Genomic DNA, 22,609 nt, shown 5'->3' with positions numbered 1-22,609 from the left:
CCGTGACAAGCCGCGCCTGGAGCCCTCGGCCCAAAAGTCGTCGTGAACGAACGGCAGGCGGATCACACGAGGTCCGCAAGGGTCAGGCAGACGCCCGCGGGCCCGGGCGCCCGGGGCGGAGAGCGGTACCAGGCACAGCGAACAGCCATCGGCCGTACCGCCGCCCCGCCCCCGAACTGCCCTCCTACCGCACGAAACTGCCCGTGAACACGAGGCTGTTCCGGCTGATCTCGCTGCCGTGGACAGCGAGTCGGCGCTGCCGCTGCACGGCCGGCCGCGGTTGACCGACCAGAACGCCGGCCGCCCGACGCCGTTGCGCGTCGTGAAGCTCTTCACCGTCTGGGCGTGAGGACCGGTCCGGATCCGCACCGCCCGCCGCGCCTCGCCGGTGCCCCGCGAACGCGACCCCCTGGCAGCACCCTGAGTCGTGTTCGCGCCGGCCGGGTCCGCCTATCCGCTGTAGGTGTAGGTGAATTGGGGGGTGTCGTACTGGGCGCCGCTCTTCTCGTAGGTGAACCAGTACGTGACGACGGTGCCCGATGAGAGGCCGCTGATGTTCTGCGTCCAGGTGCCTGCGCTGTCGGTCATCCGGAAGTTCTGCTGGCCGGCGCCGTTGACGAGGTAGTGCACGTCCACGTAGGCCGCGGGCGTCGTCGGTACGAAGGTGATCCGCGCCTGGCCGCCGCCGGTGGACACGGCGCTCGCGGTGTAGTCGGGCGAGGTCGTACCGCCGGTGGTGCCTCCGGTGGAGGTGCCGGTCGACGTGCCGGTGCTGGTGCCGCTGGACGTATTGCTCCCGCTGCTGGTCTCGTTGACCGTGATCCAGTCGACGCTCATGCCGGCGCCGGAGCTGATGTCGGCCGAGGGCGAGGTGCAGCCGCAGACCTTGTTGGGGTAGGAACCGCCGATGGCCACGTCGAAGATTGCGAAGAAGCCGTGGTCGACGGCCGCCTGCCAGGTGGCTGCCGAGACCTCGTTCTCGTCGACGGTGTAGGTCAGGTTGCCGTCGAGGTAGAACCGCAGCTGCTCCGCGGCGGTGTTGGTGCGGTCCACGATCACCGAGTACGTGTGGTAGCCGGTCTGGCAGCCGCTGCACGCCTGCAACCCGCTGCTGATGCCGTCCGGGTCATGGCACTCCCCGGCCCAGGCGCCGCAGTGGAAGGTGGTGGAGTGCTGGCTCAGCGCGTTGACGTCCTCCATGATGTCCATCTCGCCGATGCTCGGCCAGTTGGTCGCCCCGACCGGCCTGGCATCCGCGCCCATCGCCCAGAACGCGGGCCAATAGCCCAGGCCGCTGGCCGGGTTGGGCTGCTCCAGCGACGCGCTGATCTCCAACTGGCCGCCGGCCGGCGCCGCGAAGTCGGTGCGCTGGGTCTCGATCCGGCCCGAAGTCCAGTTCCCCGCAGCGTCCTTGACCGGCTTGATGACCAGGTGCCCGGCGCCGTCCTGGTAGACGTTCGTGGTCGAGTCGGTGGCCGTCTCCATCTCGCCGGTGCCCCAGTTCCCGGCGGCGCCGGGGTAGTTGTAGCCGGTGCCGGTGTCGTAGAGCCAGTTGGACCGGTCGAGTCCGGTGCCCGCGGTGCCGTTGAAGTCGTCGCTGAACACGGTGGTCCACCCGGCGGGGGGCGCCGGCGCGGCCACCGCGGCCGAACCGCCGGAGACCGTCAGCGTCAGAACACCGGCGAGCAGCAGGAGCAGGGCGCTGAACACGGTCGGCAGGACTCGCCGGCGGCGCCTCCCGCCGCCCGGCGCGAGGCCGGGCAGTGCGTTATTCCTCATGGCTTGTTGTGACCTTTCTCCAATGGGTGGGGTCTGTTGAAGGGGTCAAGTACGAGCGGGTCGCGCGGAGTGACGGCGCGTCGTACCGACCCGAGCCGGCGACGGCCGATGGGTCGTCGCCCTCGGGTCGGGAGCGGAACCCGGGCTCCGCGCAACGGAATCGGGGGTTCTTTGTGTGTTCATGAACTGAACGGGAAGTGTGGTCGGGCCGGTTCGGATCTGCAGACCTCAACTGCGTTGGTTCTCCTCCATCGAGGAAACCTTCGATTCGGCGGATTGGAAGCGCTCTCAGCTACCAGGATCGTGATGGAGTCTCAGTGAATGAGGCGTACGCGTCAATGACTTGAACAAGATCGACTTGACGACGAGCACTGGCGCGCCGTACGTCCTCCGGTGGGACGACGGCGGCTACGGGCAGACCGATTCCGGCGCGGACTTTTTGGCGGAGACATTGCCGCACTGCCGGACGGCAGGCTGGCCTTGGCTTTCACGCCCAGGTCGCAGCCGACCAAAGCGGCCGATGGCCGGCCCTCGACCGGTCACCGTCGACACGGTCGATCGCCCGGCCGGCTGGCCGAGGTGTTGGCGAGACGGCTGCACTGGGTGGGTGGACATCACTCCAACGCAGCCGCCTTGCGCAGCAGCACCGCCCGCTCGCGGGCATTGCGGCACAGCCGGGCGGCGAGCTCCAACTCGGCCCGGGCCTCGGCGGTACGGCCGAGGCGGAGCAGCAGTTCGCCGCGCACGCCCGGGAGCAGGTGCGATCCCGACAGGTGGCCGCAGGCGGCCAGGTCGTCGACCATGAACAGCGCCTGCTGCGGTCCGCTCGCCATCGCGACGGCCGCGGCCCGGTTGAGCTCGACGACGGGTGACGGAGCCACCCGGCCGAGCGCCTCGTACAGGAGCACGATGCGCTCCCAGTCGGTCTCCGGCACCGAGGGCGCCGTCGAGTGGCAGGCGGCGATCGCCGCCTGCAGCCCGTACGGTCCAAGGCCCCGTCCGGCGGCCGCGGCCCGGCCGAGCGCGGCCAGGCCGCGACGAATTGCCGACCGGTCCCACAGGCGCCGGTCCTGGTCCTCCAGCAGTACCGCCTCCCCATCGGGCCCGGTTCGTGCCGGAAAGCGCGCGGCGGTGAGCTCGAACAGCGCGAGCAGCCCGTACACCTCCGACTCACCAGGCAGCAGGGCAACCAGCATCCGGGCCAACCGGACAGCCTCGTAGGCGAGATCGGGGCGCACCAGGCGGTCGCCGCTTGTCGCCGTCGAGCCCTCCGTGTAGATCACATACAGGACGCTCAGGACCCTGCCGAGCCGTGCCGGCCGCTCCTGCGACGGCGGCAGCTCGAACGGCACGTGCGCTGCGGCGATCGTCTTCTTCGCGCGGGTGATCCGGGCCTGGACGGTCGGCACGGGTACGAGGAACGCCCGGGCGATCTCCTCGCTGGACAGGCCGCCCACCACGCGCAGCGTGAGTGCCACTTGGGCCTCGGGCGAGAGCACCGGGTGGCAGGCGGTGAACATCAGGGCCAGGACGTCGTCGTCGACTCGGTCGGGGTCCCACGGCAGGTCGTCCGGCTGCTCCGGCGCGCCCGCCGCGCCTGTGCTGAACTCGCCCTCGGCCAGCCGGCCCGCGAGTGCGGCGTACCGCTCGTCGAGCGTCGAGGCGCGGCGGAAGGCGTCGATGGCCCGCCGCCGCCCGGTCGCCAGCAGCCAGCCCACCGGGCTGGCCGGCGCACCCTCGCGCGACCAGCTGACCAGTGCCTCCGCCAGCGCCTCCTGCGCGACGTCCTCAGCGAGCGCGAAGTCCCCGGTATAGCGCGCCAGCGCGCCGACGATCCGTGCGGACTCGATCCGCCAGACGGCCGAGACGGCCCGCCGTGCCGCCTCGGCGCTCGGCGGGCCGCCGACGACCTCGGGCATCAGAGCTGGCCGGTCCGCTCGCGCCACGCCCGCTCCTTGGTGATCCACTCGTTGTCCTGCGGGAACTCCTCGATGCCGGGCACCCGGCGGACCTCGCACTTCGAGCCGGGGAACGCCGGGAGGCGCTTGGCCCACTCGACCGCATCCTCCTTCGAGGCGACATCGATCACGTAGAAGCCGCCGAACAGTTCCTTCGTCTCGCCGTACGGCCCGTCGGTGACCACCGGGGTCTCCCCGCTGAAGTCCACCACCACGCCCTGCGACGGGTCGTCCAGCCCCTCGGCGGCGACGAGCACGCCCGCCCGGATCAGCTCCTCGTTGAAGCGGCCCACCGTCTCGAGCATCTCCTCGAAAGGCGTCTCCATCATCTTCGCGACGGACTCGTCCGTGCCCCGCATGATCAGCATGTACTTCGCCATCTCCGGCCTCCTTGATCGGGGGTCGCCTCTCGACCCTCTCCATCCCAGGTCGAACGGCGCAGTCGCAGATCGACACGGCAGGCAAGCATGGATCATTTTCTTTCGGACAGACGCCCTCGTCCCACATTCCGCAGCGGTGGGAGACGACAGGAAGCGGCGTGTGGAGGGTGGCGAAGCGAAGCAAGCAGGTCTGTCGATCCCCGAGCGCGGGATGGGGACTTCCCACGCGCCTCGTCGGAAGCCGGACACCGGCTGTCACCATCGCTCCTGTGGATCCGGCCATGGGCTCGGCGCGGATCTCGAAGCCGCCGCCGAGGGTGCCGTGTGCCGGCCGGGCCAGGGAGTCCACCATGCCGGGCTCGATGTCCGCGCGGTCACCGATCTTGTTCATGGTGATGTGCAGGCCGTCGCCGGGGACCTCGTCCATGCCCAGGCCGGTAAGGGCCTGCTGGCATGAATGTGCCGCTTTGGCTTCCGAGCGGGGGAGTCTGTGCGATCGTCAGATCCTGCGTGTCGGTCAGTGTGGTCGGACCTGCCAGGTCGGCCGATGGAGTTGGGCGTTGTACACGATGATGTCGGCGTGGTCGGTGGGGTGGGCGGTGGCGGAGTAGAGCTGTTGGGCGGGGATGTAGCGGTTGCGCCAGGATCGTTCGATTTCGGTGGCATCGGCGGTGGATCCGGCCGGCGCCGCGTCTCGGTCCCGGGCCCGGTCCACCGTCTGCTCGAAGGGGACGGATACGAAGATGCGCAGGTCCCACCGGTCGATGAGTTCCGGGCGCAGGAGGAAGACGCCGTCGAAGAGGAGTACGGCGTCCGCGGGGGCGGTCGTGGCCGGTGGCGACAGCGGGGTGTCGGTGTCATTGTCGTAGACGGCGTGTTGGAACTTTCGGTGTCCGCCCGGGCCCAGCGGGTCGAGCAGGACCCGGCACAGTGCGGCGCGGTCGTGGGCGTCGAAGTAGCAGCCTTCGGCCGAGTACCGGCCGCGTCGGTAGCGCTGTGCACGGGGGACGAGGAAGTCGTCGAGGGTCGCGCGGATGCCGTCGCGGTCCTGCGCGCGCAGGACGATGGCGAGTTCGTCGGCCAGCGTGGTCTTGCCGGCGGCGGGCGGCCCGTCGATGGCGACCCGCAGTGGGTGCGCGGTTGTGACGGACCTGATCGCCTCGGCCAGCCGATCGATGAGCTCGCCGCGGGTACCTTGATCCATTTTCTGCCTCTCTCACGGCGTCGGTGTGCAGGGCACGTCAGGTCGCGGTCGCCGGCTCGCGTCCCACGAGGGCGCCTCGTTCGAAGCGGGCTCCGGCACGGACGAGAGCGTACTGCCGTGCCCGACCGGCGCCGTCACGTTGTGGATCCCGCCGGTCGGCGCGGTTGCCCGGTCGACCGCGAACGTTGCGACGTCCCGCACGTCGACCGGTTGGCTGCTGCGCAGGGGGTCGCCCGGAGCCGGCATCCGGCCGCCCGCCGCCGCGCGGCGCAGCCACCACGGCAGCCGGCCGACGTACTCACCGGGCCCCAGGATCACACCGGGTCGCAGCAACGCCGCCTGGTCCTTGAAGATTTCCAGGACCGCGTTTTCCGCACCGGCCTTCTGGGTGTCGTAGTGCGTGTTCGGGCCGTCGGTTCCTGGTGACATGGAGCCATGGTCGGGCTCGGCGTCGGCCGGGCACAACAGGGCGTCAGGACAGGCCGTCCTGTTCGCGTGCCCTCCGCTTCTTGGGCCGAGGGCGTAGGCGGTCATGGAGGTTCAGGCCGGCTGTTGCTGCGGCGAGGATGAGTATGAGGACGGAGAGGATCCGCAGGGCGCCGTGACCGGCGATGGCCTGGTTGGCGAACCAGATTGCGGAGACGCCGGTGAGGATGCCGGTGAGAACCTTGCGAAGGAGTTCCATGGCCAGGGTCGACTTCCAGCGGAGCGAGGCGCTGGAGGTTGCCAGCTCGTAAGAGCTTAGACGGGTGGCCGGACCACCCTGGACCGTCGACGGTCACTCAGTTCGCCACCTCAAGTGGGTTGAGGGTCGCGCAATTCCTCACCCTCACGGTCACGAGTTCCCATGGGGAAGGCGGTTTTTCGGGAGAACGATGTCTGCCGGCTCGCCCTTGGAGGCCCTGGTCGTGCCCTTACGATGATCTGATGCGCCAGGCCGACCCGAAGCCGTACTGGAACACCAACGTCGCCCGGCACCCGGGCATCCTCCGTGCCGTGCCTGAGAGTTGCGGCGACGCGTTGGACGTCGGGTGCGGGGACGGGCTGCTGGCGGGGAAGCTCGCCGAGCGGGCGAAGCGCGTCACAGGGATCGACGAGTCGCCGGAGATGATCGGCTGCGCGTGCAACGTCGCTGCCGGTTACCCGGGCCTCACGTTCGTCGAGGGCGACTTCCTCACCGCCGACCTCCCTGCCGAGGGCTACGACTTCATCTGCTCGGTGACCGCGATCCATCACATGGACTTCGAGGCGGCCCTCATCCGTATGCGTGAGCTGCTGCGGCCCGGCGGCACGCTGATGGTCGTCGGCCTGGCCCGAGAGGCGAGCGTGGCGGAGTGGGCTGCGCTGATCGCGGCTGCGCCGATCGTACGGATCACGAAGGTGCTGCGTCGCGCGCGAGGGCCGGAGGGCATGCCGGTCGCCGTCCCGCGGATGAGCTACGGGCAGGTCCGGGCTGCGGCACGACGACTGCTTCCGGGTATGCACTATCGTCGGCACGTGCTCCGCCGGTACTCGCTGACCTGGGAGAAACCCGGTCGCCCACTGGCGTAGGGGATTGAATTCCCCCCATCTCGGGCGGTTTGGGCTTTGCATGATTGTCTGCCACGAATTCCTTTGGATGGCCATGGGCAGCGCGGAGGACGGGATCGAGGGACCTGGTCGTCGCGGAGCTGCTCATGTTCCTCGTCCTGTTTCGGACGGCCGATGGGCAGCCCGGATGGCGGGGGGAACGTTCGTCGTGGTCGACATCACCGAGATCTACGTCCACTGGTACGCGGGCAGCTCGAAGAGCGCGCTGGCCGCGTCGCTGGGAGCGGACCGCAAGACGGTCAGGAAGTACCTGGCGCCGGCGGAGGCGGCAGGGATCGTCCCGGGCGGCCCGCCGATCAGCGAAGCCGACCGGGCCGGGCCGATCGAAGGGCGGTTCCCCGCTCCACGACCCACCAGCGGCCGTTGGCTCTGCGTGAAGAACCGGTGGGCGGAGAGCCGACGTCCTTCATCGTACGGGCGCAAGGAGTACCGCACCATCAGAAGCGATCCGGGCGGCAACCCGACAGAGCCGACTCGATGGTTCCGTCGACCAACTCCCGTGCGACCAGGCGGCCCACGGCCGGGGCGAGCGTGACCGCCGAGTGCATCACCGCCAGGTAGAGGCCGGGGACCTCGGCGACCGGTCCGACGATCGGCTCACCGTCGGCCGGCATCGGGCGCACTCCGAGTCGGGTGCTGAGCAGCTCGACGCTCCCGGCGTCATCGAAGGTGGACCGGACGGCGGCAAGGGCCCGTTCGGGCGAGTCCGCGGCGGCGATCAGCCGGTCCGCGGCGACCTGCCGAAGATCGAAGTCCTCGGTGTTGACCACGGTGCGGACCAGACCGGCCGGAGCGCTGAAGCGGAACAGCGGGCACGGCGACGGTTCGACCGGGACGCGCACGCCGAGCGGCGCGCCCAGCGCGGCCGTGGCAACTCCGGCCGCCAGCACCACCGTCGCACCGGAGAGAGGTCCTGCTGCCGTCTCGACCCCGGCGATCCGGCCCGCTGTATCCCGGCGGACCGCGGTAACCGGCGTATCCAGATGTACCCGAGCTCCATGGGTGCGAGCGCCCGCGACCAGCCGCTCGGTCACGCCCACCGAGTCAACAGCGCCGTCCTCCGGCGCCCAGACAGCGCACTCCGGAGGCTGCCGAAGGTTGGGCTCAAGTGTCTTCACGGTGGCCGCGTCCACGATCGTCTGCCCGGGTCCGGCGTCCGGCGCGCTGCCCTGCCTGGTCCAGCTCAGCGAGCCGGACCAGTCCACCGGGAGTCCCGGCAGCTCGGCCCCGAGCCGGTGGTACTCCGCCGTCGCGGTGGCCCGCAGCCCGGCGGCCGGACCTTTACGCACGCCGGACGATCCGATCCAGGCGAACGAGTCCGCCGTCACGCCGGCGCCTGGCCGCCCGGCGTCGACCAACGTCACGGTGGCGCCCGCCCGGGCGGCGTGATACGCCACCGATGCGCCGACAATGCCGGCGCCGACGACGACCAAGTCCCTACTCACCGGTGAGCTCAACACGTGCACGACCTTAGCGCCCGCAGCGCCTGCCCGGGCGGCCGGTGGATCGACGCCCGCTGACCGGCGACTGCCCGTAGAACGAGATGTGAAGTGGGACGGGTACCCAGCTCCGCCGGGGCGGTGGGCCGATGGGCGCATCGGGTTCTTCCTGTTCGCTGCACACCGTGGGACGTCCACGCGCTACCCACCCGAGATCAGCTCTTGTGCGCCGCCTCGTCCGTGGGGGGTTTGGGGGCGTTGATGAGCAGCGCGCCGACCACCAGGACCGCCGCGGACCATCCCGCGGCGATCGCCCACTTCTTCACCGTACGGGCTCTGCGTGGCGAGCTGACGGTGGCCGACGCGCATTCGTCGGTGCGACAGTTCGTCATGCTGCTGTCCGCGGAGGGGCAGGTCCGCTCGCTGCGCGGGGTGCATCCGCTGTCCGAGGAGGAGATCCGCGAGATCTCCCGCACCACCGCTGACCTGTTCCTGCGTGCTCACCGTCCCCCGGGCCCGGCAGGTGCCTGACGGCATGTCAGCAGCACGGGCACAAGCCGTTATCGCAAGCCGGTCCACGGGCGCCGCAATGACGGGCGTCGGAAAAGGGCCTGTACCGTCAGCGGTGTAAACCTGATCAAGGGAACGCCTGATGAGTGACGTGATCGTCTCTGTCGGGGCGGTTGAAGTGAGTCGGCCGGTCGAGCTGTCGGTGGGCCTGTTGGACGATCAGTTGATCGGTCGGTTGGTCGATCGGGCCAAGGCCGGCGGTTTGCAGCTGACTGGTGAGGGCGGGCTGCTGCAGCAGCTCACGAAGCGGGTTCTGGAGTCCGCTCTGGAAGGCGAGATCGCCGGCCATCTCGGCTACGAGAAGCACGATCCGGCCGGAGACGGGAGTGGGAACTCCCGTAACGGCACCCGGTCCAAGACGGCCCCACCGGGACAGGACGAAAGCGATGGACCATGCGCTGGAAGGACGCGCTCCAAGCCTTCGACATCGCCTTCGACGGCCGGCTCTCCATCGGCCGCCGCTAACCAACCCACCAACCAAAGCCACCGTTTACTGGACAGGCCCCTCGGTGGACCACATGACTCCGGTGGCGTCGCACTGGAACGCCCCCGGGCACGGCGGGAGCACCGGAAGCAACACGCACCAGCTGAAGCGGAAGGACTGGTACAACATGGTGTCGAACCTGACGCTGCTGTGCGGCCCGTGCAACTCCGCGAAGCAGTCCGGCGGGGTGAACTACCTGCCCGATGTCGGGCCGTTGTTCAAGGGCCGGGACGATCCGTGAGGCGGGGTTCGCCCCTGGAGGATGGATGGTGAATTTCTTTCTGTGGCTCGACCGGTTCGAGCGCGGCGACGGTGTCGCGGTCGTGGAGGCCGTGCGCACGAACATCGGCCGTGTGGTCGACGGCGATCCTGACTTCACACAAGGCTTCGCCGACGCCCTGAACCTGCCGTTGACGGTGCGGGAATGGTCGATCGGGACCTTCGGAGTTCCTACTACAGCGAGTATCCGGAGTCCGACGACTGGCGGGACCGCTTTCCCGAGGTCGCGCGGATCACATTGAAGGGTGCGGCGACGGGCGACGGCGAGGTCGAACCGGGCCTGAAGCCAGTGGAGTTCGACGGCTACGACAGCACCTGGAGCACTCTTCGCCGTAAGCGGGAGGACCCGCGCGGCCGGTACCCGGCGATCGGTGTCCGCCTCGGCGCCGGCCTCGACCCCGCGTTGGCCGAGCGCCTCGGCGCGCTCCGGCCGGGGGCGGCGGTCGGTACGGTCGTCGCCCGGTCGGAGCGTCTTCACGGTACGCGGGTGACGGTCGATCTCGGCACGGTCGATCTGGCGGGCGAGGCGGCCGTGGTGGACGACGCGGCCGGGCGGATGGAGGAACTGGGCTTCCTCGTCAACCGGCGCGACCTGGAAGAGTGCCTGGCCGAACTCGGCAGCTGAGCCGTCCGCCGTGCGCCTTCCCGCCCGGCGGTGACAACGCGCGCCGCCGTGGCCGGGAGGGTCCCTGGCCACGGCGGGCCCGATCCGGTGCGGGCGTCAGCCCGCCAGGGCGGGCGCCTTCACAGTCTCCGCCGGTGCGGACGGTGCGGACGGTGCGGGCGGTGCGGCGGGGGAAGGCCGTCATGAGGACGGCGACCGCGTCGACCATCTAGTACTCCAGTTGCAGTTCGCTATTGCCGCTGGTCAGGGGCCCTTTTCTGAGTGTACTGGGCTGATGTGCCGTCAGGTGCGGGGAGTTCGTGACCTCGGGTGCGGTGGGCCGTTTGTGTTTGTCGTGCAAGATGATGTGCAGCCCGATATCCGGCCAACCAGCCGTGGCGGCTCATCACCGGGCCCGGCCGGGACCCGGTCCCGCCGGCCCCTCGCAGGACGGAGCGGCACGAGAAGGCCGTCGCCGACCTGGACCCCGACCTGCCCCCCTCGTCCGCCTTGGCGAGGAGGAGACGAAGCACGGCGACTCCATGCTGTGCTACCGCCTGTCCGACCTCGCCCAGGGCGCCGCCACGGTCTACGGCATCGAGGGCGCGGTCTGGACGGTGCTGGAGGCGCTGCCCGCCGAGGTTCCGCGCTACGGCGACTCGCTGCTGGATGTCCTGGCCGAGTACTACGCCGACCTCTACGCCCAGGTGGAGGAGCGCTACTACGGGCCCGGGCACGCGGTGGCGGACGAGATGCTCGACGAGGCCCGTTCCCTCGTGGAGGCCATCGATCGCCTCAAGTGCGGCCTCATCGTCGGCCTCGGCGGACAACCCTGATGAGGCGCCGTCCTCAGCCCGGCTCGGCCAGGTCGAACTCGGTGACCGACGGCGGCTTCTTCGTCCGGGGGGCCTCCAGCCGGTCTCGGGAAGCGTTCCAGGCTGATCCAGCGGATCGGCCCGCTCGAGGCATGGCTGAACGCGCCGGTCGACACGAATGAGAAGATCTGGTTCACGGGTATGGGATCGCCGAGCTTGTCGGAGCAGCCCGTCCGGCAAACCGCAGCCCGGCGCCTTCCGCCTCGGGCCCACGCCGGGCCTGGCGAAGCTGGAGGGCGTCCAGCCGATGGTGTGGGCGATCGAGCTGATGGAGAAGGGCCTGAACCCGGGCCGCCACATCAAGGGCGACGGCCACGACGCCGTCCTGAACGAAGGCGAGTAACCGGTGTCCGACACCGCAGCCGCGGGCCCCTCCCCGCGAACCACCGAAGGAGCCACACCCCTGATGAACACCACCCCCGGCCCACGGTGGGCGCTCCCCTGCGACCCGCCCAGCCACGACCCGGCCCTGTTCGCCCTGGCGATGAGGGACATGCGGCTGACCTGGCGCGCCCGAGGCATCCTGGCCGAACTCACCACCGGCTACGCCCCCGGACACGAGCCGGCCATCAGCGAGCTGGTCTCCCTGACCCGCACCGAGCGCCAGGCCGCCGAAGGCCGTGAGGCATTCCGCACGGCCGTCAGCGAACTGCGCAGCCTCGGCTACCTCACGCCCGACGCCACCACGGCCTCCGGCGTGGGCGAGCGCCTGGTCGTGGACCTCGCCCCGGCCGCCAAGGCCCACCTGGTCCCCCAGCGCGGCCTCAGCTCGCACGCAGACGGGAGCTGACCGGTGGGAGAGATCGAGGACGCCATCGAGCGGGCCGACCGGGAGGCGTTCACCCGGGAGCCGCCCAAGACCCTCAATGGCCAGATCGGCTACCTGCTCAAGCAGTTGGGCACCGCGAAGGCAGTCGCGGCGGAGATCGGCGTCACCGCCGACTCGGTCAACCGCTACCGGCGCGGCGCCCACAAGAACCCTCGCACCAACGTCGCCGCGAAGATCGACGGCGCGGTGCGGGCCCGCTGGCAGCCGCAGATCCGCAAGCGCCGGCAGCGCCAGGCCGCCGCCACGGGCGGGATCACGGTGGAGACCCGCGCCCGGTTCGGCTGCACCGCGCCGGTCGGCACGACCGATGACGGACGGTTCCGGCGACTGACCGTGCACCTCCCCCCCCGGCCTACGCCCAGCGCCTCTTCGACGCCCGCGACGCCGGAGCCAGCGACCAACAGATGCGTGAAATCATCGCCGAAGGATTCAAGGAAGTGTATTTCCAGGACGGCGGCGGACGCGCCATGGGACTGTCGGACGTGGCCATCAACGACATCGACTACCTCGACCTGGATTACTGACTAGGAGCGAAAATCGTGACCACTTAATTGCCGCTGAGCCGAAGCGCGATAGCTGTCAAAGAGGCGGGCATGTTGTCACCGGGTTTTGTTCCGGCGGCAGCAGGATCGCCTCGCATACAAAACCCGAGCACAAGCGAAAGGCGCGCACCTGGCAGACCGCGATCCGTCAAATGCGCGCCTACGTGACGCCCTGTCAATTCGGCGTCAGCTTCTCAGTACTGTGGCCACGGGCACCGGGACCGTTCAACTCAGTTGCCGGTGAAGACGATCAAGCTCAGATTCGCCCCGTAAGTGGGTGTGCACGCGCCTCGGTAGAAGTTCCAATCGTGTCCCGAGGTGTCATGCACGTATCCCGTGTAGCTGTTCGAGCACACCTGTTGGGAATTCACGATGTTCATCCAGCCTGTGTTGGCGCTCCCACCGTCCCAGACGTAGCAGTAGTGGCCGCCCGAGCCGTAAGAGACGTTGACGACGGACGACAGGTTGCACGTGGAGTTCACGACCGTGGCGCTGGCCGGGGTCGCAGCGAGGGCGCCAGCGGTGGTGAGGCCGGCCGCGATGGCTCCGGTTGCCAGCTTTCGGGCGAGATTCATGTGGTTCCCCCTGAGGATGCGTGCTTGGCGAGTTGTCTCCCATGCGAGCAGTGCCGCCGAGAGAGGTGCGAGCCCCCGTGACGTGCTTTAGTGCATGACGGCTCGTTACGGGGTCGTGTGCAAGATCGAGGCTAAGAGCTGCTGTCCTAGATCCGTCCTAGGTCCGTCCTTGCGCACTCCGTACACATGAGCGCATGTGACAAGTCGAATGCCTTGTTGGTGACAGCCAGACTGCTTCGACCGGTCCGAATCGCCAGCTCATCCCTCTCAGGGCCCTGGCAAAGTCGTCTGGTAGCTCCGTGACGTGGGGTTTTGCGGGTGGGTGAGGTGCGCGGGCGTGTTCCGGTCCGGTTGGATGGAGGTTCCTACGCCTTCTGTCCGACCAGGGAACAACGCCCGCGCTATGCCATCGTCCCGCATCTCCGCACCTGTGCGCACGTCCGTCCCGGATCACGAGCTCCTCTTTGACCTGCTCGGTCGGATACCCGATCCGCGCCGGCGGCGCGGGGTCCGCCATCCGGTAGGAGCCCTGATCGCGGTCGCGGTGTGCGCGGTCATGGCCGGAGCACGGGGCTTCACGGCGATCGGGGAGTGGGCGCGGGACGCCGGGGCGGTGGCCATGACGCGGCTGGGTCTGGAGCGGGGATCGGTTGACGAGTCGACGCTGCGGCGCCTGTTCGCGAGGCTGGACGCGGACCGTCTCGACATAGTGCTGGGGACCTGGGCCGCGACGCGGACCACGCTGATCGCGGGCCGGCGGGTGATCGCGATCGACGGCAAGACCGTGAGGGGCGCACGCGTCGGTGCCACCTCGGCGCCGCGCCTGGTCGTCGCGCTCGCGCACGGGTCGGGCGCAGTGCTCGGTCAGGTCGCCGTGAGCGAGAAGAGCAACGAGATACCCGCGGCCCGGGACCTGCTGGAGATCCTCGATCTCGACGGGGCGGTGGTCACGATGGACGCGCTGCACACCCATCACGACACCGCGGCGCTGGTGACCGAGGCCCGCGCCGACTACGTCCTGACCGTGAAGGCCAATCAGAAGTCCCTGTATACGCAGCTCAAGGCCCTGCCCTGGGCCCGGATGCCCGCCCTCACCAGGACAGAGCGCGGACACGGACGCCGAGCCACCCGCACGATCAAGGTCGCCGACGTGCCCGCCTGGATCGGCTTCACCGGGGCCACGCAAGTCGCCCAACTGCGACGCACCGTCACCAGGAAGGGCAGACGGACGGTCGAGATCGTCTTCCTGATCACCAGCGCGGACGTCCGCACCGCGCCTCCGGAGCTCCTGGCCACGTGGGTGCAGTCGCACTGGGAGATCGAGAACCGCCTGCACTGGGTCCGGGACGTCACCTTCGACGAGGACCGCTCCCAGGTCCGCACCGGCAACGCGCCCCGCGTCATGGCCGCCCTCCGCAACGCCGCGATCACCCTCCTGCGTCTCCACGGCCACCACAACATCGCCGCCGCCCTACGGCATCACGCCCGCGACACCGGCCGCCCCATCAACCTCTTCCTGGCCGCATGATCAACGACTTTGCCGGGGCCCTGGGCCCTGGGGAGTGGCTTTATCCGGCTGGTGTCCTGAGTTCCGTGAAAACGGTCTGCAGTCGTTCGCTGAATTTCGCCGAATGTCGCCGGGTCATGGCGAGTTCGTGTTCATTTCGGGCTTGCTGCCCGGGCCGTTTGGACGGTGGGTCTGCAGCATTCCTGGACGGTTCCGCTGAACTTGCCGTGACCGCGCAGGTCGGTGAATTCGCCTACCTGCCAGGTGTCCTTGGTCCTGGGCCGGATCTTGTTCGCGATGCGGGCCCACACCGCATCGTCGGAGATCTCTTCGAGCTTGTTGTACTTCTCCTGCGCCGGGGTGTCCTGGTCGGGTTCGCCGAGGTACTTCATGTGCCGGCGGGTGTGGGCGACCGCCGCTTCGGCGCGCTGCCACGGCTGGCAGGTCTCCTTGAAGGGGCGGCTCTCGCGTGCCGTTGATCGGAAGGGCCGCCCCCACGGGTGCTATCCGAGCGTCCCCTGACGCCGTTGGTGCGTCAGCAGTGGCTGTACCACTTGTGTGAGGAAATACGGTCGTTGATGCCGTCACCGTTGTAGCTGAAGTAGTAGTTGGCGAGGTTTGAGATGTACTCGCCGTTGGGCAGGCAGAAGGACCCGCCGGCCGTGTAATAGTTCTGGTAGCTGAACTGGTAGAGCATCACCACCGGATAGGCGTTGTTGTAGCCGTTGTTGAGGAGCGAGGACGCCGCGTTGTCGAGGCCGCAGTTCGCCCAGTTGTCGCTGTCGCCGGCCCACTTGCAGGAGGCACCTTTCTTGCCCGCGTCCTTCCATGCGTAGAGGTAGCCGTCGGCGGCGGCAGGTGCCATGGCCGTGGGGGCACCAGTGGCGGACGGACTGCCGGCGGACGAGCCCGCGGCGTGGGCGGTGACGGGCAGCGCCGCCATCGCGAGTGCGGTGACGGCCACCGCCGCCAGCCTGCCGGTGAACTTGCTGCGTGTCATGGATGCTCTCCTTGATGGGTGGTGCGTGGGTGAGCGCCGGCAACGCTGAGGAGCGACCTCGCTGCAGTAACCGGGCCCTTCCCCTGTCCCGGACTTTCCGGGCAGGGCGGATGGATGGGGTGTTTCACTTCCCGCCGAGGACGGCCGCGGCTCGGGGCAGCGCCGCACGCACCAGCCGAAGCCACAGCTCGTAGTCGGACCGGTAGGTGGTCTCCAGCCGCTGCTCGTCATGCCGGTCGAGCCGGTGAACCGTCACCGACAGCCCGCTGCTGTGCGCGCATTCGGCCTCCGCGGTCGCGGTGGCGCGTTCCCGCGTGCTGTCGTGCGGCGAGTCCGGAGCGTCGAGGAAGGCCGCCGCGCTACGAGACGGATCGGCGTAGTCGTCACCGCGTTTGCGCATGCAGGTCCGCCACGCCGGTAGCGCGTCACGGTAGGCGCGGTCGGTCAGCACCTCGGCGTGCCGCAGGGTCGTGAAGTCGTCGTGTACGGAGTCTGCGCGGAACCAGTCGGCGAAGCTCCCGTACAACTGCCCCTCCGCAGTCGCCGTGCACCCTCGCGTGCTGCTCCCGATCACCGTTCCGTCGGGCAGCGTCACGTTCAGCCCGTGCGCGTCGCCGGCCTGGCCGTTCAGCGCGGCGAGCGCGGCGCTGCGACGAGCCGGCGTCAAGGACGATACGTAGCGGTAGTTGGGGTCGGCGACCCGGCCACGGGCGGCCTGCGCCTGGAAGTCGCTGCCGTAGCCGTGCTGCCGCGCCCAGCTGACGTCGTCCACGACGTAGGGGAAGTCGCGGTTGCCCGGCAGAGGGTTCATCGGGACCGGCCAGGTACGGAAGCCTTTGGCCGCCATGCACGTCTGGATGAGGTGCTGCTGGGCGTCGTGCAGGCGGGTCAGCTCGGCGGTGGTGGGGGACGCGCCGGTGGCGGGCGCGCGGCTCGGCGCTGTCCGCGCCGGGGGACTGCCGGCATGGCCCGCGCACGACGCGAGGGCCGCGCACAGCACCATCCCGGCAGCGGCCCGACCCATGCAGGCAGCGGCCCGGCGTCGCCTCACCCCGGAGCGGTCCGGGCCGGCCTGGGGGCACCCGCGGGGGAAAACCGCACCCCGTGCCTTCTGACCGCGTTTCGTTCTCCGTAGCAAGTTCTTCGCCTCTCGCATGAGATGGGGGCGTCGCCGCCCGCCGGCGGTGGGCCAGGATCGTGGCCCGCGCTCCGTCCGGCATCGACTCTCAGCCGCCGGGGATTGTCCGGCGGCCCTCTCTCACCAGGTCGGACAATCCCGTATCGCCGGAGCCGGAGCCGGAGCCTCGTGAACTCGTGAAGGGGGGACAGGACGGGACGGAGGGAAGACCCGCTCGACGCCGTGGACGCGCCTGTGGCCGAGTGCGCCCACGAGCTGAGGGCATGACGGCAGAAGGCGGACGGTCCCACCTACCGCGTCATGGCGGAGGGGCACGCGTTCTCCGTGACGACGCTCGCGCAGGCCGCAACGGGCCGGAAGCTGGCGTCGCTACCGGTTTGCCTGGCCTACGTCCAGGTCCACGGCGGCGACGTCACGCAAGGGGAGCCGCGCTGACACGCCGTGGCTCGGCCCCCGGACCGCGAGGCCCATCGACGACGGCCCGCTCCGTACTGAGGGCCGGCCCGCTTCGAGCCGGGTGATCGGCACCTGTTCTTCGGTCGGGACCCGCTCGTCACGCAACTGGTCGAACAGGTCCGGCGGCACCGGTTGGTGGCGCTGGTGCAGGAGTACCAGGGGCCAGCCCGGTGCCACGCGTCGTTGCAGAGGGTGTGGATGTGCACGCACACGGCGCCGTTCTCCGGGTAGTACTCTGTTTCGGCAGCCTGAGCAGATCCCGCACTGCCCAGACCGATCACGCTTGCAGCTAAGACCGGCCGGCACATGGAGGGCGGCGTCGCGGGGGGGGGGGGCCCGGCCTCAGTCACCACCGGCTCCGCCCTGGCTCCTTCGTCGGCACCACCTGGACTCGGCCCTCGACCCGCTCCTTCTCCCACCCTCCACTTGCCGGCCGGTCTAAGGCGCCGGCCGCCGTCATTGCTGCGAATCGCTTCCTGGTGAGCATCCCCAGTGGTCCTTCCCGCGAAGGCTCCAACGGACGTCCGTCGGCCTGCCGATACCCACACCTTGATGTTCGACGAGTCTTTGGGCAACGAACTTTCCTCCTGGGGAAAACCTGCGGCAGAAGCGACATTGAGCCCGGTGAACCCCACAGGCGCGATCCCCGGGGTGCTCCGGACCCGAGACGACATAGAACTACCCGGTACCGTGCCCAGCCGGGGGCACCGGGCGTGAGACCCGGCCGTTAGCCGATGCCACGACGGGAGCCGCAGATACCCGGTCCTGGGACCGGGCGACGGCGACATCGCCCCGACCGAACTCCTGCCACACGACGGCTCCACCACCGGCATCAACCAGCCCTCCGTCGCCGCCTTCTGGCTCGGCCAGCCGCGGGTCTGTCAAACCCTGATAGACCCACTCTGTCTCCACCCTGCGGGCGCGGGGATGACTCGAACAGGGAGTCTCATCCGTGGGTGTCGACCCTCTTATTCCGCGCGTGGGGATGGATCCGTCCAGTGGATCGTGCTGGTGCGAGTGCTGGGTTGTGTGCTGCATGGCAGGGGGTGTGAGATCTGTCCTCGATGCCGGGGCGTGACGGGCCGACGGGCCATCGTCCTCTCTGATCCCGCATGGTGGCGGTGAGACGGGTCGGTTGCTGCCCACGGGCCGGTGGAGCGCTGAGGTGTCGCTGACGCCGTGCCAGTGTCCCGCGCCATCCGCGCGGCGACGAGCACGTACGCCCTCTTGACGAAAATTAAATGAATAACGAATCATGACTTCTGTTCGGCTTCGGGCGCGGTCGGTGGCGGTGTTCGGGAACCGCTATCGGGCCGAGTTGCTGGCCGCGTTGGCGGATGCGGGGGAGCAGGAGTTGGTCGAGAAGTTGCCGGTGGTGGTCGGGGAGCGTCGGCGGCATTACCGGCGGTGTGGGGATGCGGAACCTGTCAACCTGTTTGAGTCGGTTTATTGGTTCTTTTAGTGGGTCTTCGAATTTAGTGGGGGTGGGTCTCTCGTCGGCTTCGCCGGGTGGTTGCGCAGCGTGAGCGCAGGCGTTGGTTGGTGCGGTTGCGGAAGCCGAAGGCGTTGCGGGCTTCGAGTTTGATGAGGCGGTTGTTGCCTTCGGAGGCGGCGTTGGTGATGCGGGTGGTGAGGTAGGTCTCGATGCCGTCCCACCATTGCTCGACGGTCTCGGCGAGGGTGACGAGTTCGGGCAGGTGGGCGTGGTCGGCGACGTGGGAGAAGAAGCGGTGGCGGGCGGCGGAGATCGTGGAGTGGTCGGGGGTGACGTGCCTGCGGGTGACGGCCAGGTGCAGGAGGTCGCGCAGGAGTTCCTTGCTCTGCCAGGCCGTGTAGATCTGCTTCCCGTAGGTGCCCATGTGCTCCAACTCGGTTTTGAGGGGCTGGCGTTGTTCGTGGTTGAGGTCCTCTTTGTTGCGGCGCAGGATTTTGCGGACGGTGTAGATGCTGTCGCCCTTGCGGGCCCGGCGGCCGTGTTGCTTCCAGGTGAGGCGTCGGCGCAGGTCGGCGAGGTGTCTTTGGGCGAGTTGCACGATGTGGAAGCAGTCGACGACGACCTTGGCGTGGGGCAGGGCACGGTGGATCGCGGCGCGGAACGTGGCGCACAGATCGATGGCGACGTAGCGGACGGCCTCGCGCCAGGTCGCGGGCTGGAGGGCAAGCCACTCAGCGACCGAGGCCGCGTTGCGGCCCTCGACCTGCCCGAACAGCCCGCGCCCACCGATCGCGTCGACGAACCCGATGTGCCAGGCGTCCGCGACGAGCTCCCACTTGTCGGTGTCCGGGTTCTGTTTCCAGACCGGCTTGCCCGAGCAGACCGAGTGCCCGCGGGACGGCCGTACGGCGGGGCCCACCGGTCTCGCCGCGATGCTCGACGCGGCCCGGGTCTCCCTGCGCGACGCGGCGTACCTGATGGTGGCCGTCAGCGACAACACGGCGGTCGACCTCCTGCTGGAACGCGTCGGCCTGGACGCCGTCAACGACACCACACGGCGGCTGGGCCTCACCCGTACCCACGCCACCCAGACCTTCCGGGAGTTCCTCGCGACCATCAGGAAGGACGCCGGAAACGGCGGTCCGCGGGCCCTGGCCGACCCCCAGGTCGTGGCCCGCCTGCGCGCCGTGGACCCCGCGCGCACCAACCGCAGCACCCCGCGCGACATGACCCGCCTACTCGGCGCGATCTGGCGCGACGAGGCATGCACCCCCGAGCACGGCGCCGCCATCCGCCGTCTGCTCGGCCTTCAGGTGTGGCCCCACCGCCTGGCGTCGAGCTTCCCCTTCGACGACGTACTGGTCGCCGGAAAGACCGGCAGCGCGCCCACCGTCCGCAACGAGGTCGGCGTCGTCGAGTACCCCGACGGGGGCCGCTACGCCGTCGCGGTCTTCACCCGCGCCGCCAGCCCCGCCGCCACCCTCCCGGCGGCCGACGCCGTCATCGGCACAGCGGCCCGCATCGCCGTGGACGCCCTGCGCACCCCCGGCCCGCGCGCCACCGGCCGGGCACCATCGACTGAGGCCCCCATGCCACCGACGCCGACGACCGGGGCACCGTATGGGGAGCCGACGCCCCGCAGGCCGGAGGGACCGGACTGCGACGCCGGACCTACGACACGGGCCTACGACGCCGGACCGGCCGCGTCCAGCAGGGCGTCGAGCGCCGCCGCCACCTGTCGGCGGAGCTCCGGATCGGTGCTGATCCCGTCCGCGCCGACGGTGTTCCGGTCGAGCGCGACCCGTACGCAGGCGGCGTCCACGATGGCCGCGCCGGTGTAGCCGAGCACGGTGCGGAGCGTCGCCGAGGCGCCCTCCCCGCGACCGGGCGCGGCGGCGTTCAGCCAGGCGGCGGGCTTGTCGCCGATCTCGGTGCCGCCGACGGTCCAGTCCAGCAGGTTCTTGAACGACCCGGGGAGCGTCCCCGCGTACTCCGGGGAGCAGATCAGCAGGGCGTCGGCGGCGGCGATCGCGGCCCGGAGTTCGGCCACCGGCTTCGGCAGCGGGTCGGTGTCGTCGTCGGGGTTGAAGTGCGGCAGATCCCCGAGTCCGTCGTAGAGGACGGTACGTACGGTGGCGGGCGCCACGTCCAGGGCGGTGCGCAGCACGGTCTCGTTGGAGGACCCGGCCCGCACGCTTCCGGACAGCAGGAGAATCACGCGTGGTGTTGGCATGACCGCTCAACTCCGAGCGGCACCGGACTGTTCCGCTCCGCCCCGACAGGTGCGTGCCGTCAGGGGGCCGCGCGAACGGCAGCGTGAGAGGCGGCCACCTCCCCGGACTGCGGGGTCCGCCGTCCGGCACGGTCCAGGCTCAGCCGGACCAGCATGACGACCAGCGCGGCGATGGCGAACCCGGCTCCGACCCACGGCAGCCGGCGGGCTCCCGCGGCGGACAGGACCCACCCGCCGGCCGCAGCGCCGAGGGTGATGCCGAGATTGGAGAAGGAGATGAAGAGGCTGTTGCCGAACTCGGGTGCGTCCCGTGCATCCCTGCCCAGCCAGCTCTGGGTGACGATGAGCCCGCCGGAGTGCACGGCTCCCCAGACCAGGACGCCCAGGACCATCGGGACGAACCGTGGCCCGATCGCGTACACGAGTGCGTAGACCAGCAGGCAGAGGGCCGGATAGGCGAGGGCGGTGCGGACGAGGTTCCGCTGGAGCAGGCTGCCGAAGGCGAAGTTGCCGAGGATCATCACGATGCCGAACGCCATCAGCATGGCGCTGACCCAGGAGCCGTCCATGTCGGTGACCTGGCCCAGGTACTCGGCGAAGTAGCCGTAGACGGAGAACATCGCCGCGAAGATCAGGACGACAGACGTGATGGTCAGCCACATCCGGGGCTGCCTGAGCACGCTCAACTGGGCTCCGTACGAGACGCGTTGTCCGACCGGCAGGCTCGGGAGCAGGCGCAGGATGCCCAGGAACGCGATCAGATTGACGAGCGCGCCGAACCAGAACGCGGCAGGGAGTGAGAGGTGTTCGGCGAGGTACGAGGTCAGCGGCACCCCGAAGGCGAACCCGACGGTGACACCGGCGAAGACGGTCGTCGTCGCCCGGGTGGCGGCCTTCGCGTCCTCGCCGTCCTTCGTCACGACCATGCGCGCGGCCGTGGCCAGCGCGACCGAGAAGAACACCGGGTGGAAGACGGCAGGAATGATGCGGAAGGCGAGCATCACCTCGTACTGGGTGGTGAGCGCGTAGACGGCGTTGGAGAGGGCGAACACCGCGATCGAGGCGGCGAGGACCTTCTTGCGGTCGATCCCGGAGGCGAGCAGTGTGGTGAAGGGCCCGGTCACGGCGATCACCAGGGCGAACGCCCCGACGAGCCAGCCGACGGTGGAGGGCGGGACGCCGAGTTCGGCGGAGAGCTGGGGGAGTACCCCGACGATGCCCATCTCGGTGGTGATGATCCCGAACACGCCCAGGGCGAGCACCAGGACTGCGGCGGAGGTTTTTCTCATGGTGATCTTTCTTTAAATCTAGAAAAGTAGATACGTTGAGTCATGGGTGCGCCGTTCGGGGCGCGGGGCTCAGCTCTCTGCGGTCACGCCTGGAGGACGGGGCGGCTACAGCTCGTCGCGCACATGGGCGGCGAACTCGGCGATCACCGGCTCGTTGCGGCGGTAGTACGTCCACTTGCCGACGCGCTCCGAGGTGAGGAGGCCCGCGTCCCTGAGGGTCTGGAGGTAGCCGGACACGACGGACTGCGCGAGCCCGGCCCGCTTCTGGATGTCACCCACGCATACGCCGATGTGGAAGCCCAGCCCCTGCTGCGTGTACGAGTCCTCGTCGAAGTACTTCTCGGGGTCGCGCAGCCACTGCATGAACTGCAGACGGGCGGGGTTGGCGAGGGCCTTGTGCACGGCCAGCGGGTCCATGGGGGCCTCTCTGCGAATCCTTGGGG

At 69.6% G+C, this 22,609-nt stretch carries 24 protein-coding genes and 3 pseudogenes; 11 read left to right on the top strand and 16 right to left on the bottom strand.

Features of this window, described 5'->3' with window-relative positions:
• Positions 1-450 precede the first annotated feature (450 nt).
• The 3 genes from AC13HU_RS06745 to AC13HU_RS06735 form a co-directional block, all read right to left on the bottom strand.
• Positions 451-1,779 (bottom strand): glycoside hydrolase family 16 protein, encoded by a 1,329-nt coding sequence (locus AC13HU_RS06745; protein ID WP_483040824.1) that lies wholly within the window; start codon positions 1,777-1,779, stop codon positions 451-453.
• Between the two features lie 614 nt (positions 1,780-2,393).
• On the bottom strand, positions 2,394-3,725 hold the full coding sequence (locus AC13HU_RS06740) for an RNA polymerase sigma factor (protein ID WP_483040823.1): 1,332 nt from the start codon (positions 3,723-3,725) through the stop codon (positions 2,394-2,396).
• Positions 3,698-4,117 carry a YciI family protein gene (locus AC13HU_RS06735; protein WP_483040822.1) on the bottom strand — a complete coding sequence of 140 codons (420 nt, stop codon included), beginning with the start codon at positions 4,115-4,117 and terminating at the stop codon, positions 3,698-3,700. The genes AC13HU_RS06740 and AC13HU_RS06735 overlap by 28 nt, the downstream gene beginning before the upstream one ends.
• Positions 4,118-4,277: 160 nt before the next feature.
• Here AC13HU_RS06735 and AC13HU_RS06730 point away from each other — a divergent pair, with 160 nt between their 5' ends.
• Positions 4,278-4,574, top strand: coding sequence for a hypothetical protein (locus AC13HU_RS06730; protein WP_483040821.1), 297 nt, complete (start codon positions 4,278-4,280; stop codon positions 4,572-4,574).
• A 60-nt stretch (positions 4,575-4,634) separates the two neighbouring features.
• Here the strand turns inward: AC13HU_RS06730 and AC13HU_RS06725 are convergent, their stop codons facing one another.
• Genes AC13HU_RS06725 through AC13HU_RS06715 form a run of 3 tightly spaced genes read right to left on the bottom strand, consistent with a single transcriptional unit; the run spans position 4,635 to position 6,006 of the window.
• Positions 4,635-5,321, bottom strand: a complete 687-nt coding sequence (locus tag AC13HU_RS06725; RefSeq protein WP_483040820.1) for a cytidylate kinase family protein — start codon at positions 5,319-5,321, stop codon at positions 4,635-4,637.
• Between the two features lie 12 nt (positions 5,322-5,333).
• Entirely contained in the window at positions 5,334-5,750 is a 417-nt protein-coding gene (locus AC13HU_RS06720) for a Rossmann-fold NAD(P)-binding domain-containing protein (RefSeq protein WP_483040819.1), read from the bottom strand.
• 43 nt (positions 5,751-5,793) lie between these two features.
• Positions 5,794-6,006 (bottom strand): hypothetical protein, encoded by a 213-nt coding sequence (locus tag AC13HU_RS06715; protein ID WP_483040818.1) that lies wholly within the window; start codon positions 6,004-6,006, stop codon positions 5,794-5,796.
• A gap of 242 nt (positions 6,007-6,248) precedes the next feature.
• On the opposite strand from AC13HU_RS06715, the gene AC13HU_RS06710 reads away from it, so the two are divergent.
• Positions 6,249-6,872 (top strand): class I SAM-dependent methyltransferase, encoded by a 624-nt coding sequence (locus AC13HU_RS06710; RefSeq protein ID WP_483040817.1) that lies wholly within the window; start codon positions 6,249-6,251, stop codon positions 6,870-6,872.
• Between the two features lie 476 nt (positions 6,873-7,348).
• Here AC13HU_RS06710 and AC13HU_RS06705 read toward each other — a convergent pair whose 3' ends face one another.
• Positions 7,349-8,356 (bottom strand): NAD(P)/FAD-dependent oxidoreductase, encoded by a 1,008-nt coding sequence (locus tag AC13HU_RS06705; protein WP_483040816.1) that lies wholly within the window; start codon positions 8,354-8,356, stop codon positions 7,349-7,351.
• 255 nt (positions 8,357-8,611) lie between these two features.
• On the opposite strand from AC13HU_RS06705, the gene AC13HU_RS06700 reads away from it, so the two are divergent.
• The 7 genes and pseudogenes from AC13HU_RS06700 (at position 8,612) to tpg (ending at position 12,515) form a co-directional block, all read left to right on the top strand.
• On the top strand, positions 8,612-8,881 hold the full coding sequence (locus AC13HU_RS06700; protein WP_483040815.1) for a TetR/AcrR family transcriptional regulator C-terminal domain-containing protein: 270 nt from the start codon (positions 8,612-8,614) through the stop codon (positions 8,879-8,881).
• 121 nt (positions 8,882-9,002) lie between these two features.
• Positions 9,003-9,281 (top strand): annotated as a pseudogene (locus tag AC13HU_RS06695) (transposase); the annotation flags it as partial.
• A gap of 148 nt (positions 9,282-9,429) precedes the next feature.
• Complete coding sequence (locus AC13HU_RS06690; protein ID WP_483040825.1) at positions 9,430-9,645, top strand: hypothetical protein; 216 nt, start codon at positions 9,430-9,432, stop codon at positions 9,643-9,645.
• A 183-nt stretch (positions 9,646-9,828) separates the two neighbouring features.
• Complete coding sequence (locus tag AC13HU_RS06685) at positions 9,829-10,308, top strand: hypothetical protein (protein WP_483040814.1); 480 nt, start codon at positions 9,829-9,831, stop codon at positions 10,306-10,308.
• A gap of 521 nt (positions 10,309-10,829) precedes the next feature.
• Positions 10,830-11,123 (top strand): hypothetical protein, encoded by a 294-nt coding sequence (locus AC13HU_RS06680; RefSeq protein ID WP_483040813.1) that lies wholly within the window; start codon positions 10,830-10,832, stop codon positions 11,121-11,123.
• Between the two features lie 445 nt (positions 11,124-11,568).
• Complete coding sequence (locus tag AC13HU_RS06675) at positions 11,569-11,952, top strand: hypothetical protein (protein WP_483040812.1); 384 nt, start codon at positions 11,569-11,571, stop codon at positions 11,950-11,952.
• Positions 11,953-11,955: 3 nt separating this feature from the next.
• Positions 11,956-12,515 (top strand): annotated as a pseudogene (tpg, locus tag AC13HU_RS06670) (telomere-protecting terminal protein Tpg).
• 248 nt (positions 12,516-12,763) lie between these two features.
• Here tpg and AC13HU_RS06665 read toward each other — a convergent pair.
• The gene (locus tag AC13HU_RS06665; RefSeq protein ID WP_483040811.1) at positions 12,764-13,108 is read right to left on the bottom strand and encodes a hypothetical protein; all 345 of its coding nucleotides are present in this window, start codon (positions 13,106-13,108) and stop codon (positions 12,764-12,766) included.
• Positions 13,109-13,463: 355 nt separating this feature from the next.
• Here AC13HU_RS06665 and AC13HU_RS06660 point away from each other — a divergent pair, with 355 nt between their 5' ends.
• Positions 13,464-14,636, top strand: coding sequence for an ISAs1 family transposase (locus tag AC13HU_RS06660; protein ID WP_483040810.1), 1,173 nt, complete (start codon positions 13,464-13,466; stop codon positions 14,634-14,636).
• A gap of 131 nt (positions 14,637-14,767) precedes the next feature.
• On the opposite strand, the gene AC13HU_RS06655 is transcribed toward AC13HU_RS06660, so the two are convergent.
• The 5 genes from AC13HU_RS06655 to AC13HU_RS06635 form a co-directional block, all read right to left on the bottom strand.
• On the bottom strand, positions 14,768-15,007 hold the full coding sequence (locus AC13HU_RS06655) for a hypothetical protein (protein WP_483040809.1): 240 nt from the start codon (positions 15,005-15,007) through the stop codon (positions 14,768-14,770).
• Positions 15,008-15,150: 143 nt separating this feature from the next.
• The gene (locus AC13HU_RS06650) at positions 15,151-15,615 is read right to left on the bottom strand and encodes a hypothetical protein (RefSeq protein ID WP_483040808.1); all 465 of its coding nucleotides are present in this window, start codon (positions 15,613-15,615) and stop codon (positions 15,151-15,153) included.
• 124 nt (positions 15,616-15,739) lie between these two features.
• Positions 15,740-16,639 (bottom strand): hypothetical protein, encoded by a 900-nt coding sequence (locus tag AC13HU_RS06645; RefSeq protein ID WP_483040807.1) that lies wholly within the window; start codon positions 16,637-16,639, stop codon positions 15,740-15,742.
• 483 nt (positions 16,640-17,122) lie between these two features.
• Positions 17,123-17,386, bottom strand: a complete 264-nt coding sequence (locus AC13HU_RS06640) for a hypothetical protein (RefSeq protein ID WP_483040806.1) — start codon at positions 17,384-17,386, stop codon at positions 17,123-17,125.
• Between the two features lie 1,298 nt (positions 17,387-18,684).
• Positions 18,685-19,563 carry an ISL3 family transposase gene (locus tag AC13HU_RS06635; protein ID WP_483040805.1) on the bottom strand — a complete coding sequence of 293 codons (879 nt, stop codon included), beginning with the start codon at positions 19,561-19,563 and terminating at the stop codon, positions 18,685-18,687.
• Between AC13HU_RS06635 and AC13HU_RS06630 the strand changes: the two are divergent.
• Positions 19,514-20,191: pseudogene (locus tag AC13HU_RS06630) on the top strand (serine hydrolase); the annotation flags it as partial. The gene AC13HU_RS06635 and the pseudogene AC13HU_RS06630 sit on opposite strands and share 50 nt — an antisense overlap.
• A 137-nt stretch (positions 20,192-20,328) precedes the next feature.
• Here AC13HU_RS06630 and AC13HU_RS06625 read toward each other — a convergent pair.
• The 3 genes from AC13HU_RS06625 to AC13HU_RS06615 form a co-directional block, all read right to left on the bottom strand.
• Complete coding sequence (locus AC13HU_RS06625; RefSeq protein ID WP_483040804.1) at positions 20,329-20,877, bottom strand: NADPH-dependent FMN reductase; 549 nt, start codon at positions 20,875-20,877, stop codon at positions 20,329-20,331.
• Positions 20,878-20,936: 59 nt separating this feature from the next.
• Positions 20,937-22,166: an MFS transporter gene (locus tag AC13HU_RS06620; protein ID WP_483040803.1), complete on the bottom strand. Its 1,230-nt coding sequence runs from the start codon at positions 22,164-22,166 to the stop codon at positions 20,937-20,939.
• A gap of 105 nt (positions 22,167-22,271) precedes the next feature.
• Positions 22,272-22,583 (bottom strand): ArsR/SmtB family transcription factor, encoded by a 312-nt coding sequence (locus AC13HU_RS06615; RefSeq protein WP_073723648.1) that lies wholly within the window; start codon positions 22,581-22,583, stop codon positions 22,272-22,274.
• Positions 22,584-22,609: the final 26 nt, after the last annotated feature.

The organism is Streptomyces sp. NH27 (genome assembly GCF_056859195.1).
Note: the sequence above shows the minus strand (reverse complement) of the source record. Positions and strands in the feature narration are given on the sequence as shown.